Raw genomic sequence first — 19,472 nt, 5'->3', positions numbered from 1 at the left:
AATTCATTAAACGTAAGAAAAATAAAAAAATATGCCAAGATTGCAAATTTAAAAATTTTGTGCCCTTTTGTGCTTTTTTAATGAGATGTGGAGGCAATTTTAATGCACTAAAATGAGGACCACTTGGCCAAGTAAATTCAATATGAAAGGACGACATATATGGCAAAACATTGCCAAGACAAAAAAGGTGAAGATATGCCAGATATAAAAAAACTTTCTGCCAAAAGTTCTCAATCCCCCTCATATATAAAAAGGCAACTAAGCGAGCAACATGCACGTGAGTTGTTGCAGCTACATGAGGAAATCATCTATGGCTGTCTAAAACAGTTAAAGCTCTACCCTAACCATCCGCATTATGACGACTGTGTTCAAGTAGGTCGCATTGCACTGCTTGCTGCTTATGAACGCTTCCCCCAAGAATTAGAGCGTGAATGCGAAATATATCAATTTACAGGATATGCCTATACACGTGTCCGCTGGAAAATCATTGACGAAATCCGCAAATTTGCGCGCCACCATAAGAAAAAAGCGGAGCTGACAGAACAAGTAATTGCACATCATGTGCCAAAGCAGGGCAACCAACCGCTGGAAAAAGCGGAGTGGACCTTGCTAATGGAGCAATTCATGAAGGAATTGACCCCGCAAAAGCGGCGGATTGTGGTGGATCTCTATAAGAAAAAGACCAATTATACAAATCTTGCGCGCCATTATGGGATGTCGCGCCGTCAATTTTATCGCATTCGCCAAAAAATTACTCAAAAATGGCAAGCATTGCAAGAATTACCTGAAGAGGGTGCTTCAGATACCCACTCTTAAAATGAATGCACTAATGTCATATACTTAAAAGAAAGGAAATAAAAATGAAGAAAACAATCATTATTGATCCTGGTCATGGTGGGGCGCAAAAAGGAGCAACTGCACGCGATGGCACAGCTGAAAAAGATCTCAATTTGAAGATTAGCCTATATCAATATGAACAACTCAAGCAATTAGGTGTTCCCGTAGCTTTAACGCGCAAAAAGGATGAAACACTTGCTTATCAGTCACGAGCAGCACGCGTAAAAGGGCAATATGACCTATGTTTGAGCAATCATTTTAATGCTGCAGATGGTCAATCACGCGGGGTTGAAGCGCTCCATTCCATTGCGGACAATTCAAAAATAGCAAGGCCCCTTGTGAAAGCCATTGCAAAAATTGCAGATATTCCATATCGGCGTTGTTATTCGCACACTTATCCTAATGGCAAAGATTATTGCTTTATGCACCGACTGACACATCCTACACCAACGATTATTTTGAATTATGGTTTTATTGACAATCTTAATGATTGGAAAGTGTATGCCGATGAAAAGAAATTCTATCAGATAGCGGATGCAGTAGTTTCTATCTTGGCGGAATATTCACTGGGGACTTTTTCTGAGTCAATTTATAGTTGCCAATCCAATGAACAATATCCAACCGTTGGACGGGTCGCAAAAGGAACGCATCTTCTGTCTATTCATCATGGCCCTTTGAAGATCTATACGCGACCCAGTTGGAATGTTCAAGATATATTAGATGAGATGTCCTATGGTGATACTTTTGAAGTAGTTCACCGAAAAATCGCTGTCGATGGCGCCTATCAATATGAAGTACAATATTCAAAAGAACGTCTTGCTTATGTGACGGCCCATCCGCAAGCTGTTCATTTAATTTAAAAAAATAAGCTGAAATGACCCAGACATTTCACATGGCATAGTCCATAATATACGGCGAAGTCCCCGGCGTGCAATCGGCTCGGGGACTTTTTATTTTTATAAAAAATTGAGAAAGGCTTGAAATTTTATTTAATGTCTATGATATAGTGTATATAGAATCAAATAAAAAAGGAGATGATATATTTTGTTTCGCTTAAAGAATATAATGAAATATCGCATGTGGGGTATTTCTCAATTTCTGTTGCATTCGCATTTTGTAGATAAAGATCATAAGATATTGCCCATTTCTTCCACGCCTCAACAACTGGACCTTACCGATCGCAATCGTGCTGCTGCCGAGGTTGAAAAATATTCCATATATTATGATAACCCCATCATCGATCAAACGGTATGTGCACTCATCGACTTTTCGCAAAATAAGATTGCTCCTTTTAATAGTCTAGTCATTTATCATGATGGAAAATGGCTGAAAACTTCTAAAACGACGAAGAAGCTCGCAGAAGAATTTAAAGAGAAATATCATATCAACTTCTTTAAATTGAAATGTCTTGCCAAATTGATGGAAATTTATTACAAGCTTCCTCTTATTTATGGTCAATTCGCTCTAGCACCTATAAAAGGCACATCCAAAGCAATGACGGACTGGATCGGTTTGCATCAGATGTGTGATTATAAAGCGAATAAAAAAGGGCAGACACAATTGACTTTTACCCCAAGTCAGGAACTTATCCTTCCCGAGACGCCCCGTACCATTAGTGCACTTATTGAACGCAGTGTGGCCATCATGTATGCAAATGACAACTTATTACAAGATTATGAAGAAGAAATGTTAAACAAGTATGCCGATTTTCCTAGGGTGAATGTTCTTGAAAAATATAGCCGAAATTATCAACCTAAAATTAAATTTTGCAATCACTATCATCTTTATAAAAAGTGTGGTAAGACCTTGATTGCTGAATGGTTCAAAAAGACTTATGATGAAATGCCTGATATTTGTTCCATTGAGGAATTTTTGGATCAGAAATTTTAGACAACATTTGGTTTGAATTGAGAAATATATTTGAAAATACTTTAATAAAGGTAATAGACCAAAAAAATATTTACCAGTGCTATTGATAGATAACATAGGCCCGCTAATGCTTGAAGAATATTCAGTATTAGCGGGCTTATTTATTAGTGGAGCAGTAGTGTATAACATGTGGATAATTTTATTTTGAAATAGGGCGAGGCTGTAAGCGTTTTAAAATTTGTGGCCTATGACAATGTAAATCGTTTGACTAACGAAAAAAATTGGCGTAATTTAGTGGACAAAAGAAATTGGGTGAGATAGTACGTGGAAAAAGAAAAAATATTAGCAAAAATTTATGAGCGGCCCATTCCAGAATGGTTTCAAGAGGCAAAATTTGGTATTTTCATTCATTGGGGGCCTTATAGTGTTCCTGCTTATAAGTCGGTGAATGATGAGTTATTCGGTTCATATGCAGAATGGTATTATGCGACAGTTTATGGCACACATAAAAATAATGGCGATGACTTTCATCGGCGTGTCTATGGTGAGGAATTCGAGTATCGTGATTTTGGAAAGCATTTCAATGCGGAACTATTTTATCCAGAGTCCTTGGCACATATCATGAAGGCGTCAGGTGCAAAATATGTTGTCCTCACTGCTAAGCATCATGACGGTTACTGCTTATGGCCAACAGAAAATCACCATAAAAAAGATTGGAATGCGATGACTGTAGGACCTGAACGTGATCTAGTAGGTGAATTGAAAGAAGCTGTTGAAGCAGAGGGCATGCGCTTTGGTCTTTATTATTCAATGATTGATTGGGAAAGCGTACCATCGCACCGTTGTGATGGGGGATATTTTATTCCAGAAAAGGATGTCGAAAAATATGGACTGTCAAAAGAGGACTATCTCAAAGATGTCTTACATCCTGATTTGTATGAATTAGTGAATAAATATACACCGAGCCTTCTTTTTGCAGATGGCGGCGAGTGGGATTTGACAATTGAAGAAAGTGGCGTCTTGGAATTTTTGCCATGGCTTTACAATGAGTCACCAGTCAAGGATGAAGTAGTCGTCAATGATCGCTTTTTTAAAGGGATGCCCGAGCATTTTGGAGATTATTATTCAACAGAATATAATGACAAACAAGTTCAAGATCATCCATGGGAAGAAAGTCGCGGCATTGGTAAGTCTTATGGTTATAATCGCATGCAGCATCTTAATGATTATCTAACGCCACAAGAAGTTATTGCGAAGCTCGTTCAAGTTGTGGCAAAAGGCGGTAATTTACTATTAAATATTAGTCCGAAAGCTGATGGCACACTTTCAATTTATGAGGAGAATGTCTTGGACATTGTGGGGCAGTGGCTGGATATTTATGGCGAAGCAATTTTTGAAACACATCCTAATCCCAATTGCCCAGAGCATTTGGTAAGTACCCAAAAAGGGGAGAGGGACTATTTATTTATTCAAAAAGAAGAGATGAAGCATTTACCATTATATTTAGAGCAATTTGCTCCAGATAATGCACATGTAAAGCTATTAGGGACAACGCTTTCTTGTAAGGCGCAAGAAGTTATAGCCAATTTGCAGCAGTCGCTAGACTTGAGCGTGACAGTCGGTGAATTGCTAGGAAAATATGGCACCATTGTCATAAAAAAGAGTCATCAATTATCATAAATTAGCACAATAACAACACCATTATCAACCTATCATAAGAAAAAATGCTAACAATGATGGATGATATTGGACCAGACAAGGAGGAAAATAAATGGAAAAGAAAATGGAACGTAACTTTGTAGATTATTTGAATGAGCATCTCATTCCAATTGGGCAGAAAATTTCAAATCAACGTCATCTAGCGGCGATTAAGGATGGAATGGTTGCTGCGACACCTTTAGCACTTGTTGGAGGAATGACATTAATTGTCACATCGCCTCCTGTAAATTTGGAAACGATGCAGCCGACAAATATTTTCTTTAAATTTCTAATCATGTGGAAAGAATGGGCCGTAGCAAATGGTCTAGCAATTGAATTGCTCTTTCGTGCATCAATTGGGATGATTGCTTTTTTTGTAGGTTTAGTCATTGCAACATCGCTTGCTAAAAGTTATAAAATAGATCCGATCGGCCCGATGATTACATCAGGTGTCGCTTTCTTAATTGCTGCAGCACCTTCGAATTTGGGAGTGATGTCTACAACGATTCAAGAAGGACAGGTTGCTGCCGATATCTTAGTGAATCAAACGATGGTTATTCCGATGTCCTATTTAGGATCGGAAGGATTATTTACAGCAATTTTGATTGGACTAGGTGCAACAGAAATTGTGCGTTTCTTCAAAGAAAAACGCCTTATCATTAAAATGCCGGATGCAGTACCTGCTCCAGTTAAGGCATCATTTGAGAACATTGTGCCATTAGCTGTCGTTGTGATTGGAACATTCTTGTTAAGTTTGACAGTACAAAATGTAACAGGCGGGTTATTAATTCCGCAGCTTGTAGGCGTATTATTCCAGCCATTATCGCATGTTGTGAATTCATGGGTTGGTATTATTATTATCTCGATTGTCACGCAATTATTATGGTTTGTTGGTTTGCATGGATCATCAATTGTCAGTGGAATTGTTGGAATATATGAATTAGGGAATTTGGCTGCTAATAGTACGAGCATGACACAAGGTATGGCACCAGAATTCATCTACACTGAAACTTTTCGTGCATTCTTTATGATTTTAGGTGGGGCAGGTGCGACAATTGGCTTGAACTTGTTAATGTTGCGTAGCCAATCCGAACAGCTCAAAAAACTAGGAAGACTTGCCATTGTCCCATCACTTTTTAATATTAATGAACCGATTATTTTCGGGACACCGCTTGTTTTGAATATTAATTTACTTATTCCTTTCGTCCTTGTTCAGACAGTTAATGGGATGTTGACCTATATTGTAATGGCAACAGATCTCATCAAAAAAACGGTTGCCTATGTGCCATGGACGACACCAGCGCCACTTGGTGCAATGATTACCACATATGACTGGAAAGCATTCATTTGGGTTAGTTTGCTAATTATTGTTGATATGGTCATCTGGTATCCATTCTTTAAATCATATGAAAAACAACTACTTTCGACTGAATAAGCAATGGTTTAAAAGGAGATGCTACAGTGAAGAATATTTTATGGGGTGCAGCAACGGCGGCCTATCAAGTTGAAGGAGCGACATATGACGATGGAAAAGGAAAGAATTCGTGGGACCAATTTTATGAATTGAATAACCTTGGCTATGACGGACGATTTGCGGTTGATCATTACCATCATATGAAAGAAGATGTCAAATTGTTTTCCGAAATTGGTCTGGAATCCTACCGCTTTTCTATTTCGTGGTCCCGTATTTTCCCAGAGGGTCGAGGGAAGATTAATGAAAAAGGACTACAATTTTATCGCGATCTAGTGGATGAACTCTTAAAATATGATATTGAGCCATATGTAACACTTTATCATTGGGATCTGCCGCTACCACTGTTAGAAGAAGGAGGATGGTTCAATCCTGAAACGATTGAAGCTTTTCTAGCATATTGTCAAGTGTTATTTGAAACATTTAAGGGACGTGTGAAGTTGTGGGCGACGATTAATGAGCCAGCATCTGAAGTAATCGAAGGTTATGTGCAAGGGACACATCCGCCACAACATAAGAATGAATATGGTGAAGCGCTCCAAGTGTCGCATCACTATAATGTGGCGAGTGCTAAAGCCATTCGCCTCTTTAGAGAAATGAAAATGGATGGGAAGATTGGTATCGTATTAAATCCGATGCCTGTCGATGTGCTAGAAGAAACAGAAGATGCACTCAAAGCACGACAGATCGCTTATGATTATTTGTCAGACTGGTATATTAGTCCAGCACTTACAGGCACTTATCCGAGCGCGATGCTCGCCTATTGTCAAAAAAATTACCAGTCGCCAAAAATAACATCGGAAGATATTGAAGTGATGAAAGACAATTGCGGCGATTTTTTAGGGATAAATTATTATATGCGCCGCGTTGTTGCTGCGGGCGATCTCGATCACCCCTACTTGGAGAAGCAATTTAAATTTGTGAAAGTTCCAGGAGGCCACTATACAAAATGGGACTGGGAAATTTATCCGCAAGGTTTGAGCGATTTGATTCAAGGTATATATGCACAATATGGTCCTTGTGAGATTATCATTTCTGAAAATGGCATGGGCTTTGATGATCCAATAACGGCAACGGGTGAGTTTATTGATGAACAGCGTCAATCTTATTTGAAAGAACATACAAATGTTGTCCGTGATTTAATCGGTCAAGGCTGTCAGATTACAGGATATTATGTATGGTCAGCACTTGATTTGCTCTCATGGACGAATGGCTATCAGAAACGCTATGGTCTGATCGGAGTTGATTTCAATACGATGAAACGTACCATTAAGCAGAGTGGTTACTGGTATAAGGATTTCATTGAAACGATGCGCAAATATGAATAAAAAGAAAAATAACTCTTGTTGCAAGGTACAAAGTTACCTTGTGGCAAGAGTTTTTCTCATTATTTTCTAATCTGATTAAATATTTTTCGACTGCTTTGAAAAATAACTGACACATAATGCAATGGACTACGGGCCCTTTAATTGCGCGTTATATAGCGGTTTTAGAAAGCTTTTTGTAAAAAGTTAGGGAATTGTACTTGACAAAAAAGGAGTATCGCTCTAATATAAATATAATTTAAATTCGATGATTAGAATTTGATTAGAAGTTTTCAGAAAGGTGAGGGAGATGAAAATGAAAAATAAAATGCAAAAGCAATGGCTAAAGCTGCTGACATTTTTTGCAGCAGTCACTGTTTTCTTAGTAGGTTGTGGCGGTAAAGGTGGATCAAATGGTGGTGATGGTGAACCTAAAGTCTTGAAATATGGGCGATCAGCGACACAGATGACCACTTTGGATGGACAACTTTCAACGACTGCTGATGTTATTCAGCCTGCTCGTCTTGTAGCAGAGCCACTTTATACTTATGACAAAGATATGAATTTGACACCGCTTTTAGCAGAAGACCTTCCAAAAACGGAAGATAATACGACTTATACTGTAAAATTAAAAGAAGGCGTGAAATTCCATGACGGTTCAGAGCTTAAAGCGGACGATGTGGTCTTTACATTTACCCGACTTTATACGCCAGAGACTATGAGTACGAATACATTTATTGCTGATATGATTAAAGGTGCTCATGCACTGCTTGAAGGTGAGGCCGATGCATTGGTTGGTGTTCGTGCCCTTGATGATTATACTGTTGAATTTGAACTTGAAGATGCTTATGCTCCATTCCCATATGTGCTTGGCTCCGAGATGACAATGATCTATCCAAAAGAAGCAACTGAAAAAGCTGGAGCTGACTGGGGTGTGACGACTTTTGTTGGAACAGGTCCTTACAAATTTGATGAATTTGTTGCAGCGGATCATTTCAAAGCTGTTAAAAATGAAGATTATCATGGTGGAGAAGTTCACTTAGATGAAATGTGGATCTACAACATGGATGAGAATACACTTGCAATGGAATATGAAGCAGGCAATATTAACTCCGCACTTATTTCGAACAAAATGGCAGGCAACTACGCTGACAGTGCCGACTTACACAAGATCGAAGCGATGGGAATTTTTGAAGTCGTCTTCAATACAGCAATGGAACCATTAAATGATAAAAATGTTCGTAAAGCATTCGCTATGGCTGTCGATAAAGAAGCGCTTGTCAATAGTTTCTTGCAAGGCAATGCAACACCTGCAACATCTGCAATTCCACCGAAAGTACTTGGGCATACAGATCGCCCATTGACACCTGCCGATCCTGAAGGTGCGAAGAAACTTCTTGCAGACAACGGTTATCCTGATGGCGTGAAAATTTCAACATGGGTCATTGAAGGTAATGAATTGGCAGATGCAGCGGTCGTATTGCAAGAGCAGCTGTCTAAAGCAGGAATTGATATGGAAGTGAACCTTGTGGACCGCGCAACTTATCTCGATAAACGTAATGCGGGCGAAATCCAAACAGTGTTCAGAAACTGGTATAAAGACTATCCAGATCCAGACAACTTCTTATATACATTCTTCCATTCTAATGCTACACCAAACCGTACACCGGATTGGGGCAAACCTGAAACAGATGAACTGCTTTCAGAAGGACGCCGCTTACCAATGGAAAAACGTGAAGCACATTATGAGAAAATTGATAAGATTTTAGTTGAAGATGAAGTAGCGACAGTACCACTTTATTATCCGGTATTCCACTACTTAATGAATGAGAATATTGAAGGAATTGTCTACGTTGACGGTTTACTTGACTTTACCCATGCAAATGTCGTTTCTAAATAAACGATTTTAAGTGAATGAATTGAAAGCGGAAATGTGGAGTTCGATGTAACAGAGAATTCCACATTTCTCTTTATTCTTGCGCAAGAAAGGATGATGAAAGTGAAAAAATATATACGAAGTCGTCTTATTCAAACGCTAGTTGTTCTTATTGGAGTCACACTTTTGACATTCATCATGGTGAATGTGGCCCCTGGGGATGCTGCGACAGTGATGACCGAAAAAATTACCGACCAGGCAGCGATTGATCGCATCAACGCACAATTAGGACTGGATAAGCCCTATTTTGTACAATATTTTCTCTTTTTAAGAAACTTAGTGTTCTTTGATTTTGGTACTTCTTATTTTAAATATAAACCGGTGATGCAGTTAATCATAGAAGGATTTCGTGTAACTGGAACGCTGGCCGTTACCATTATTCTTTTTGCGCTTGTTGTTGGACTGGCGATGGGAATAATGGCAGCTCTTAATCGCGGTAAGTTCTGGGATCAATTGATTATGGGACTGTCAACCCTTGGAATGGCATTGCCATCATTTTTGCTGGCGATTTTGTTGCAATATATTTTTGGACTGAAAATGCAACTACTGCCCTTGTCAGGTCTTACATCATGGCAAGGTTATGTTCTGCCATCTGTGACGATGGGAATGATATGTGCGGCAGAAGTTGCACGACTGACACGAACGAGTATGCTTGATGTTTTGGGTCAAGACTATATGCGTACAGCAACAGCCAAGGGTATCTCACGTCAACGTATCATTTTAGTGCATGGACTAAAAAATGCACTGATTCCAATTTTAACTTTTTTAGGAAATAGTTTTAAAGCCATTTTAGGTGGGGCAGTTCTCGTTGAGACTGTTTTTGGATTGAATGGTATTGGTCGTTTGTTGGTTGATGCGATTATGCAACGCGACACGCCAATTATTCAAGGAGTGACGGTATATATTGCGATGATTTTTGTGCTAGTGAATCTAGGCATTGATTTATTCTATGGATTAATTGATCCGCGTATCCGTCTGGCAAAAGATAATGATTAAGGAGGAAAAATAATGGAGGCACAAAATGCATTAAGTCAAGAACAAGTCATTACTTCGACAAATTTCTACCACCATGTGTGGGAGAAGTTGAGAGAAAATAAAGTCGCCATCGTTTCTCTTCTTTTAATCTTATTGCTTATTGTGGTGGCGCTTTTTGCACCACAAATTGCACCTTATGATGAAGGATTTCAAGATACGGCGCATGTTTTATCGAAGCCAACTAACATTCACTGGTTAGGAACAGATGAATTCGGGCGGGATATCTTTTCACGAATTATCTATGGTACACGTGTTTCTTTGAGTGTCGGAATTATCGCAGAACTTATTGCGATGACCATTGGTGTTTTGATGGGGGCACTTGCTGGTTATTTTGGTGGATGGGTGGATTCACTCATTTCACGTATTATTGAAATTTTTGGTTCATTTCCTAAGATTTTATTTGCGATTGTGATTATGAATATTATTGGAACAGGTGTCATTAATGTATTTATTGCGATTGGAATGGTGGGCTGGACAGGAATGGCACGCATGATTCGGTCGCAGATTTTGCAATTGAAAGAAAATGAATATGTGGAAGCTGCGCATTCATTTGGTGCAGGGAATACACATATTATCTTTAAGCATTTAATTCCCAATACGCTCTCGACAATTATTGTCAATATGACGATGGCCATTCCGCAAGATATTATGTATGAAGCGAGCTTGAGTTTCTTAGGACTAGGTGTACAGCCCCCGACTTCAAGCTGGGGCCAGATTATTAGTGTAGGTCGCGTATATATTTCGACACTTCCAGGTTATGTGCTATTTCCGTCAATTGCTTTGGTGCTGACGGTTCTTGCCTTTAACTTGTTAGGTGATGCACTGCGCGATGCACTTGATCCAAGATTGCGCCGCATGGATTAAGAGTAGGAGGATGAAAGGTGATGGGAGATTCAAAAAAACTGTTGGAAGTGAAAGATTTATCCATATACTTCCAAGGAAAGCAAGCACTAGATAGAGCCGTCGACCATGTCAGCTTCTCATTGGATGCCGGGCAGACGTTGGGGATTGTAGGAGAGTCTGGAAGTGGAAAAAGTGTGACGGCTTTGTCTATTATGCAACTTTTACCAATTCCACCTGCAAAGATTGACAGTGGCGAGATTTTGTTTGAAGGAGAGAATTTACTGAAGAAGAATGCGCGTCAAATGCAAGATGTTCGAGGCCATAAGATTGCTATGATTTTCCAAGAACCGATGACTGCGCTGAATCCACTGCTGACGATTGGTGAGCAGATTATGGAGAGCTTGATGACGCACCTTAAAATGTCAAAGGACCAAGCGCGTGAGCGAGCTATCGAAATGTTACGCAAAGTAGAAATCAAAAATCCAGAAGAGCGTGTTGACAGCTATCCACATCAACTTTCAGGTGGGATGCGGCAGCGTGTGATGATTGCGATTGCACTCAGTTGTGATCCATCGCTACTTATCTGTGATGAGCCAACTACTGCATTAGATGTAACGACCCAAGCTCAAATTCTAGATCTGATTAATAAATTAAAAGAAGATTTTAATACATCAGTCATTATGATTACACACGATTTAGGTGTTGTATCGAAAGTGAGTGAGAATGTGCTTGTTATGTATAAAGGACGCGTTGTCGAGTATGGTAGTGTGGAAGCTATTTTTGAGAATCCGCTGCATCCATATACACGCTCATTACTTGCAGCTATTCCAGATGTATCAAACCGTCAAGCACGTATCGAGTTGGTTCATCAAGCGGTGAAAAATGATGATCTTTCATTGACAACGGGGGATAATATTTTTGACCGAGCGACCTATCAAGCAAGAATCAATGCAGAAGAAAGTGCACTTGTAGAACAAGAACCGGGTCATTTTGTGCGTATCTTTAAAAATGAATGGTCGAGCCAAGCACAAGATCAAGCAATGAAAGCGGGTGAAAGCGATGAGTGAAAAGAAAGTGTTGTTCGAAGTCAATCATGTATGTAAATATTTTCCAACGGGTGGCAATACCTTAAGCGGCAGCAAAGAAGTGGTAAAAGCTGTTGATGATGTTTCTTTTGTCGTCTACGAAGGCGAAACGCTAGGTATCGTAGGAGAGTCTGGAAGTGGAAAGACAACGATCGGACGTACTATGATTCGCTTGAATGACCCAACAAGTGGCGAAATCTTGTTTGAAGGGCGCCCTATTCAAGACTTAACGCGTAAACAGATGCGGCCACTTCGAAAAGAGATGCAAATCATTTTCCAGGATCCTTATTCGTCGCTTGATCCGCGAATGACGGTCGGGCAATTAATCCAAGAACCACTTGATATTCAAGGGGATCTACCACTGGAAGAGCGTAAAGCGCGGGTCCATTATTTTATGGAGATTTGTGGATTAGAGCCGCATTATATTAACCGTTATCCGCATGAATTCTCTGGCGGTCAGCGCCAAAGAATTGGGATTGCACGCTCACTGGCCTTAAGACCGAAATTCGTTGTCTGTGATGAGGCAGTATCGGCACTGGACGTTTCAATTCAGTCTCAGATTATGAACTTATTAATATATTTGCAAGAAGTGGAGAATTTAACTTATGTCTTTATTTCGCACAACTTGAATGTCGTCTACCATATGTCAGACCGCATTATGGTGATGTACCATGGTAAAGTGGTGGAGTTGGCAGACCGTGAAGAACTTTATTTCCACCCATTGCATCCTTATACGAAACTTCTCTTGCGTTCTATTCCAAATGTCGAACATGAAGGCATTAAAGAACGCCACGTAGATTATCATGTGCCACTTCCAGATGGTTATGTACTAGATGATGATCAAAAAGCGTGCGCCTTGCATGAAGTGAAACCTGGACATTTTGTTTTTTGCAAAAAATTATAATCACTAATATATGTCATCAGAAAGGAAAGATACACCATGAACCGACAGTTGCCACATTTAGCAACGCCTCTTCCTGAAAATGTCTTAAAGCTGAAAGCAGCTGGTTTTTTCGATGAGGCATTACGTCAGATTGATTTATATTTAAAAAGAGAGATTCCTACATCATTACGTGAACGCCTCTTACAAGAACGTGAGATTATCCCGATTATTCAAGACGCTTATCCATATAGCGAAACACAAGCGCGCCAGATGCTAGCAGAAAGCGTCAAAGATTTTCAGCCAGAAGAATTTCAGACATTAGTGGATGAAGATGCCATTGATTGGGTATTCATTAATGGGGAAAAATATTATCGCGAGAATTTCTTGCTGAATATTATGAAAACACGTGCCGACTATGCTGCACGCTGCCAAAACCCCGACCTCATTGATCAGCGAACTGCTAATTTAAATGAAGTGATGCATAAAATGAAAGCAAATGGCGAACTTACTTATCGTATTCATTTGCGCTCGACATTTAAAGTAAAAGATCATGCCCAAAAGCCGGGAGAGTTGCTGCGACTTCATTTGCCACTCCCTGTAGAATATGCACAAGTAGAGAATTTCAAGCTTCTTCATACATCACATACACCAACTGCTATTGCACCACGCGATGCATTGGCACGTTCTATTTATTTTGAGAAGCCATATGAAGCGGGGGAAGAATTCCAAATAGAATATGTCTTTGACAATCATATGATATATGTTAAGCCAGACCCTGAAAAAGTTACCGCAGATCAGCCGACATTTTATACAGAAGAAAGCTATCCGCACATTAAATTCACTCCTTATATTCGGTCAGTTGCAGAAGAAATTGTCGGTCAAGAAAAAAATCCACTTCTCAAAGCGTGGAAAATTTATGAATATATTACGACCCATGTGAAATATTCATTTATGCGTCCATATTATGCCATTACAGATATTCCAGCATATACATTGACTGGTTTTAAAGGCGACTGTGGTATTCAGGCCCTTACTTTTATTGCGCTTTGCCGAGCGGTTGGTGTACCTGCACGTTGGCAAGCAGGACTCTACACGAATCCAGTCACCATTGGCAACCATGATTGGGCTCAATTTTATGTGGCGCCTTATGGCTGGCTCTTTGCGGACTGTTCATTCGGTGGCTCTGCATTTCGTGCAGGAGAAAAAGAACGCTGGGAATTTTATTTTGGCAACTTAGAACCATTCCGTATGCCAGCAAGTGCTGAGTTTCAAGCAGATTTCAATCCAGCACTGCAATTTACGCGAAATGATCCTTATGATAACCAAAATGGTGAAGCGGAATTTGAAAGTGGCAAGTTATTTTATGAAGATATCGAAATAGTAGAAGAAATTATCTCAATAAAAGAGCTGCCAAAAGAAAGCGACTCGAAATAGAAAGAGGAATGGCTATGAAAATTACCAAAATTAGTTTCAAACGACTGCATCTAGTGCCAGTCGTCAATTTCAAAATTGCATCTTCCGATGAGCAGCGCAGTGAAACGATTATCGTAAAAGTTGAAACAGATGAAGGGATTGTCGGTTATGGTGAATCGCAGCCTTCGCGAGTCGTAACAGGAAATAGTATAGAGGAAGTGGAATGCTTTTTAGCAGATATGGACGACTTCTTGCGCGGTGAGAATCCGCTCGCCATTGGACATATTCATGACCGCATGAATCGTTTCATTAAAGGCAAATCTTCAGGAAAAGCAGGAATTGATCTAGCACTTTATGATATTCTAGGGAAGAAAATGGGTGCACCAGTGTATCAGTTGATCGGTGGAGCTTCCAATCAGATTGCTTCAGATATTACCATTGGAATCGATGAGCCACAGAAGATGGCAGCTCTTGCTCAAAAATATGTAGCAGAAGGCTACCGTATTTTAAAAATAAAAATTGGCATTGATCCTGTAGATGATGTGGAAGCCATTCGCTTGATACGTGAAGCCGTTGGTCCAGAGATTAGTTTACGTGTTGATGCGAATCAAGGCTACCATGCTAAGCAAGCCGTTCAAATTGCACGAGCATTTGAAACTTATCATGTTGATGAGATTGAACAACCTGTTCCATGGCATGACTTAGAAGGACTGAAAAAAGTTACACAGCATGCCCAACAACTGATCATGGCCGATGAAAGTGTCCTATCACCACAAGATGCTAGTCGTGTCGTTAAAATGGAAGCATGCGATGTGATTAATATCAAATTGATGAAATCAGGGGGATTGTATCCTGCCTTACAAATTAATGCGATTGCACAAGCCGCTGGACTTGAATGTATGGTCGGTTGCATGACTGAATCGCGTATTGGCATTGCAGCAGGAGCGGCACTTGCTGTTTCACAGAAGAATATCTCCTATGCTGATTTAGATAGTTATTTGTTGATGGAAGAAGTTCCAGGCATTACTGGGGGCTTTACTCAAAGCGGCGGTATCGTGACTGTCCCAGATGCCCCAGGACTAGGACTACATGTCGATTTACAATTTTAATAGCTTCAAACCTCCCGTCTGTTTTCTTTTGAAAACAGACGGCTTTTTATTTGCCTTTTTTAAGAATTTTGGCTTATTTATTTTCTTAAGAGCTTTAGCAAATTATGGTGCATCATAAAGCAGGCAACCCCTAAAACAATAAATGGACTAATTATAATCATAAATTGTGAAGCGTTTACATTATTTCCTCATGCTTTGGAAATAACCTCTACTTTTAGAAGGTAAACGTTCACCGTATACTGAAGAAGGATGAGAGGGATCAATATGAAAAGCCGAAGCATAGAAATACTGAGAAGATTATTAGAAGACCTTCCAGTTGACTCAAAGAGTTTGGCTCAAGAATTTAGAGTGAGTCAACGAACCATTCGAAATGATATCCAAGAAATTAATGATTATTTAGAGCAACTGGGTGTTTTGGAGATTCAAAACTCAAAAGAGCAAGGTTATATTTTGCAATTGAGCCAAGAACAGCAGCATGCTGTCGTAAAAAATCTCTATGCATTCAATGAATATTATTTGAATCGGAAAGAACGTATTTTTGATTTATTGCTCACATTATCTTTTTCATCGAAAAAAATATTTGTCAATCAAATGGAAGAGAAATATCAAGTATCCAAAAGTACAATGGATCAAGACATGAGGCAGTTGCGCAAGTTGATTGAAGCTTATGATATTCAGGCAGTAAGTCTTCCGCGCGAAGGAATGAAGTTGATTGGTTCAGAGCAAAGTATTCGTATTATGCTTTTTGATTATATCAATGAAACAGTTGGCGTGATCGATTTCACAAATGAATTAAAAATGGAAATATCGCCGTTAAAACGGCTATTGACAAAATATATTACGCCTTTTGAAATGCAAAAAGTAAAAGATATTATTGCCCATTATATTTGTGAGATTGATGAAGACATTTATCAAAAACAAATTGCTTTATTTATGTTAGTTTGGCTTAAGCGGCTTCGCGTGGGTGAATATATTGATACAGTAACTTCAGAAAAAAATCATGGACAGCAAAATATAGCACACTGCATACAACAAGTGGCAGAAACTTTCCAACTGAGTGTTCCAGAATCTGAAAGGGCATATATTCAATTTATTATTTCATCCTTTAATATGCGCGAGTTGGATAATCCATTTGAATGGACGAAGATTCAATTTTTAACGATGCAACTTATTCAACATGTTGAAGCGCAGACCCATATTCCATTTACTGCAAGCGGACGGGACCTCTTTACTGGACTTTATCAACATATGGCAGCTTTCACCAATCGGGTCGCACATGATATTCAAATAAAAAATCCACTAACAGAAGAAATAAAAAAAGATTATGGGAAAATCTTCCGTTCGATTCAAAGCTTTATGGTGGAAGAGATTGATTCTTCTTTTAATAGAGTAACAGATGATGAAATTGCTTTTTTAACGATTCATTTTTCATCTGTAGCAATCAAAATAAATAAATTATTACAACCTTCTTATAAATGTGTAGTGGTGTGCAGTCATGGGTTGGCAACAGGGAATTTATTAGCTGTAAATTTGAAGTCTAGCTTTCCCCAATTAGACATTGTCGCAGTGCTAGGAGCAGGAGATTTAGAAATTGTCGATAAATTAGATGTGGATCTAATTTTTACGACCAGTCCACTTTCTTCCATTACACTTCCGACATTGGAATTAAGTCCGATCTTAAATAAACATACGAAAGAAGAAGTCAAACAATTCTTGCATGCTAACCAAGGACTTATGCGAATTGTTTCAACAGAACAGAAATATACGCAATTTTTCAATCAAATATTGAGCTTAATTGAAAAGAGTGCTGGAAATGTTAGTCCAGAAATCTATCATGAATTGAAAAACTTGTTTCAAAAAAATCATTTGAGAGTTGATATGAAGGAGATTTTACCTATGTTAAAAGATGTATTGACAGACCGTCATATTTTTATTCATGAACCATGTGAAGATTGGCGGCAAGCTATTGAATTAGTGGCGCAACCACTTTTAAAACAGCGAAATATTAATCCAGAATATATTACAGCAATGATTGAGACATTGGAAGAACATGGGCCATATATTGTCATTGGGAAAAATTTGGCACTCGCACATGCACGTCCTGAAGATGGGGTGAACCACCTTGGATTGAGTGTTGCAACATTTAAAGAGGGTGTAACATTTCATCATCCGACATTTGATCCTGTAAAAATTGTCTTTTGTTTAGCGGCGACCGATTCATATTCGCATTTGAATGTGATGCGCGAACTTGTGGAATTAATTAATGATGAGAAAAAAGTCGAAGCATTGATTGAAGCTGATGATTTACATACATTTAAAAACATTTTGTTTGATCAATCAGCGCCAATGATTCATTAAAAAGGGGGAAATATAATGAAAAAGATAAATATTTTATTTGTATGCGGTGCGGGTTTAGGAAGTAGTTTTGCAGCGCAGATGTCGACAGAAGACGTTTTGAACCATTTAGGAGTGGAGGCTCATTTAGACCATGTCGATATCTCGTCAGCGGTTTCGATGCCTTCTGACATTATCATTACAGCGGAAAATTTCAGAAGCCAATTTGAGAAATTTAATATTCCATCAGAAACAACCATAATTTATCTCAATAATATTGTATCCAAAGCAGAAATCGAAGAAAAAATTACACCAGTATTAAAAGAAAAAGGCGCTTTATAAATGATTAATTGGAGGGAAATAAAATGCAAATCGTGAACTTTATTATTAATAACATCTTAACTCAAGCCTCTATTACAATCGCGTTGATTGCGATGTTAGGTCTGATATTACAGAAGAAATCGTTCGGTCAAGTCATTTCAGGAACATTAAAAACATTACTCGGTTTCCAAGTTTTAAGTGCAGGAAGTAGTGTAATTGTTCAAAGCTTAATTTATTTCGGTGAAATTTTCACTGAAGGTTTTAATATGCAAGGAATTATTCCATCCATTGAAGCCATTAATGGTCAGGCCATGAATGATTTAGGTTTAGGTCGTGATATTGCTTTGACATTTTTAGCTATTTTTATCTTTAACATTTTAATTGCTCGCTTTACTCAATGGAAATATATTTTCTTAACGGGTCAAGCGATCTTATGGATGGCAACGATGACCACAGTCTTTGGATATGTTGCAGGTCTACGAGGAGCTGCACTTATTCTTGTGGGGGGCTTTATTGGTGCAGTATTTGCAGTTGCAATGCCTGCAATTGCTCAACCTATTATTCGCCGTGTCACAGGTTCAGATGATATTGCTTTAGGTCATTTTTGTACGATTGGTTATATGTTTGAAGCACTTGTCGCTTATCTAACAGGTGAACGCGGTGAGAATAAACATTCTATCGAAGATATCCAACTTCCAAAATCGTTTGAGTTCTTACAAGATACCTATCTATCTGTAATGGTTGTGATGGTTCCTTTATTTGTAGTGACAGCACTTTTTGCAGGTGAAGAATTTGGTACAGCACTATCAGGTTCTCAAAACTATATCATGTATGCTTTTATGCAATCGATTCAATTTGTTGTAGGAGTATATATTTTACTAGCTGGAGTGCGTTTACTGCTTAGTGAGATTGTTCCAGCATTCCGCGGTATTGCGATGAAACTCGTTCCTGATGCAAAACCTGCGCTTGATTGTCCAGTATTCTTCCCCTATAGTCCAAATGCTGTCATCTTAGGCTTTATTACAACAACTATCGGTACAATTCTTGCCATGTTCATTTTGCCTACTTTTGGTTTAGCGATGATTCTTCCAGGCATGTTAACAAACTTTTTTGCAGGTGGAACAGCAGGAATATTTGGCAATGAAGTTGGAGGACGTCGTGGGGCAATTATTGGAGGTATCGCGCATGGTTTCTTTATCACCTTGCTTCCAGCACTCTTAGTCGGAATTTTTACACAGATGGGATTTGTCAATGCGACAGCTACCGATGTGGATACAGTAACTGCAGCCTTACTTTATGCTTGGATTCTCTCACCAATTTTGAAACACTTCTAA

General features: G+C 38.9%; 16 protein-coding genes. All 16 read left to right on the top strand.

The genetic code is table 11. The features are described 5' to 3' along the window. Positions 1–159: 159 nt before the first annotated feature. The 16 genes from C231_RS0102255 (at position 160) to C231_RS0102180 (ending at position 19,472) form a co-directional block, all read left to right on the top strand. Positions 160–816: a sigma-70 family RNA polymerase sigma factor gene (locus tag C231_RS0102255; RefSeq protein ID WP_018659021.1), complete on the top strand. Its 657-nt coding sequence runs from the start codon at positions 160–162 to the stop codon at positions 814–816. 44 nt (positions 817–860) lie between these two features. After that, a complete protein-coding gene (locus C231_RS08175; RefSeq protein ID WP_018659020.1) occupies positions 861–1,697 on the top strand; it encodes an N-acetylmuramoyl-L-alanine amidase family protein in 837 nt (278 codons plus the stop codon). A 184-nt stretch (positions 1,698–1,881) separates the two neighbouring features. Beyond that, a complete protein-coding gene (locus C231_RS0102245; protein ID WP_018659019.1) occupies positions 1,882–2,727 on the top strand; it encodes a hypothetical protein in 846 nt (281 codons plus the stop codon). Positions 2,728–3,030: 303 nt separating this feature from the next. Further along, on the top strand, positions 3,031–4,386 hold the full coding sequence (locus C231_RS0102240) for an alpha-L-fucosidase (protein ID WP_018659018.1): 1,356 nt from the start codon (positions 3,031–3,033) through the stop codon (positions 4,384–4,386). A gap of 91 nt (positions 4,387–4,477) precedes the next feature. Continuing rightward, positions 4,478–5,839, top strand: coding sequence for a PTS sugar transporter subunit IIC (locus C231_RS0102235; RefSeq protein ID WP_018659017.1), 1,362 nt, complete (start codon positions 4,478–4,480; stop codon positions 5,837–5,839). A 26-nt stretch (positions 5,840–5,865) separates the two neighbouring features. Continuing rightward, positions 5,866–7,203 (top strand): glycoside hydrolase family 1 protein, encoded by a 1,338-nt coding sequence (locus C231_RS0102230; RefSeq protein ID WP_018659016.1) that lies wholly within the window; start codon positions 5,866–5,868, stop codon positions 7,201–7,203. Positions 7,204–7,495: 292 nt separating this feature from the next. Beyond that, positions 7,496–9,079, top strand: a complete 1,584-nt coding sequence (locus tag C231_RS0102225; protein ID WP_018659015.1) for an ABC transporter substrate-binding protein — start codon at positions 7,496–7,498, stop codon at positions 9,077–9,079. A gap of 99 nt (positions 9,080–9,178) precedes the next feature. Continuing rightward, positions 9,179–10,111: an ABC transporter permease gene (locus C231_RS0102220; protein ID WP_026314304.1), complete on the top strand. Its 933-nt coding sequence runs from the start codon at positions 9,179–9,181 to the stop codon at positions 10,109–10,111. A 12-nt stretch (positions 10,112–10,123) separates the two neighbouring features. Further along, complete coding sequence (locus tag C231_RS0102215; RefSeq protein ID WP_018659013.1) at positions 10,124–11,014, top strand: ABC transporter permease; 891 nt, start codon at positions 10,124–10,126, stop codon at positions 11,012–11,014. Positions 11,015–11,034: 20 nt separating this feature from the next. Beyond that, positions 11,035–12,060 (top strand): ABC transporter ATP-binding protein, encoded by a 1,026-nt coding sequence (locus C231_RS0102210; protein ID WP_018659012.1) that lies wholly within the window; start codon positions 11,035–11,037, stop codon positions 12,058–12,060. After that, a complete protein-coding gene (locus C231_RS07605; protein ID WP_018659011.1) occupies positions 12,053–12,982 on the top strand; it encodes an ABC transporter ATP-binding protein in 930 nt (309 codons plus the stop codon). The genes C231_RS0102210 and C231_RS07605 overlap by 8 nt, the downstream gene beginning before the upstream one ends. Positions 12,983–13,018: 36 nt before the next feature. After that, the gene (locus C231_RS0102200; protein WP_018659010.1) at positions 13,019–14,395 is read left to right on the top strand and encodes a transglutaminase-like domain-containing protein; all 1,377 of its coding nucleotides are present in this window, start codon (positions 13,019–13,021) and stop codon (positions 14,393–14,395) included. Positions 14,396–14,409: 14 nt separating this feature from the next. After that, the gene (locus C231_RS0102195) at positions 14,410–15,483 is read left to right on the top strand and encodes a mandelate racemase/muconate lactonizing enzyme family protein (protein ID WP_018659009.1); all 1,074 of its coding nucleotides are present in this window, start codon (positions 14,410–14,412) and stop codon (positions 15,481–15,483) included. Between the two features lie 264 nt (positions 15,484–15,747). Continuing rightward, positions 15,748–17,841: a BglG family transcription antiterminator gene (locus tag C231_RS0102190; protein WP_018659008.1), complete on the top strand. Its 2,094-nt coding sequence runs from the start codon at positions 15,748–15,750 to the stop codon at positions 17,839–17,841. A gap of 15 nt (positions 17,842–17,856) precedes the next feature. After that, complete coding sequence (locus tag C231_RS0102185; protein ID WP_018659007.1) at positions 17,857–18,159, top strand: PTS sugar transporter subunit IIB; 303 nt, start codon at positions 17,857–17,859, stop codon at positions 18,157–18,159. A 23-nt stretch (positions 18,160–18,182) separates the two neighbouring features. After that, positions 18,183–19,472 carry a PTS sugar transporter subunit IIC gene (locus C231_RS0102180; RefSeq protein ID WP_018659006.1) on the top strand — a complete coding sequence of 430 codons (1,290 nt, stop codon included), beginning with the start codon at positions 18,183–18,185 and terminating at the stop codon, positions 19,470–19,472.

This window comes from Allofustis seminis DSM 15817 (assembly GCF_000374325.1).
Classification (GTDB): Bacteria; Bacillota; Bacilli; order Lactobacillales; family Carnobacteriaceae_A; genus Allofustis; species Allofustis seminis.
This window is presented reverse-complemented; position numbering and strand designations above follow the sequence as displayed.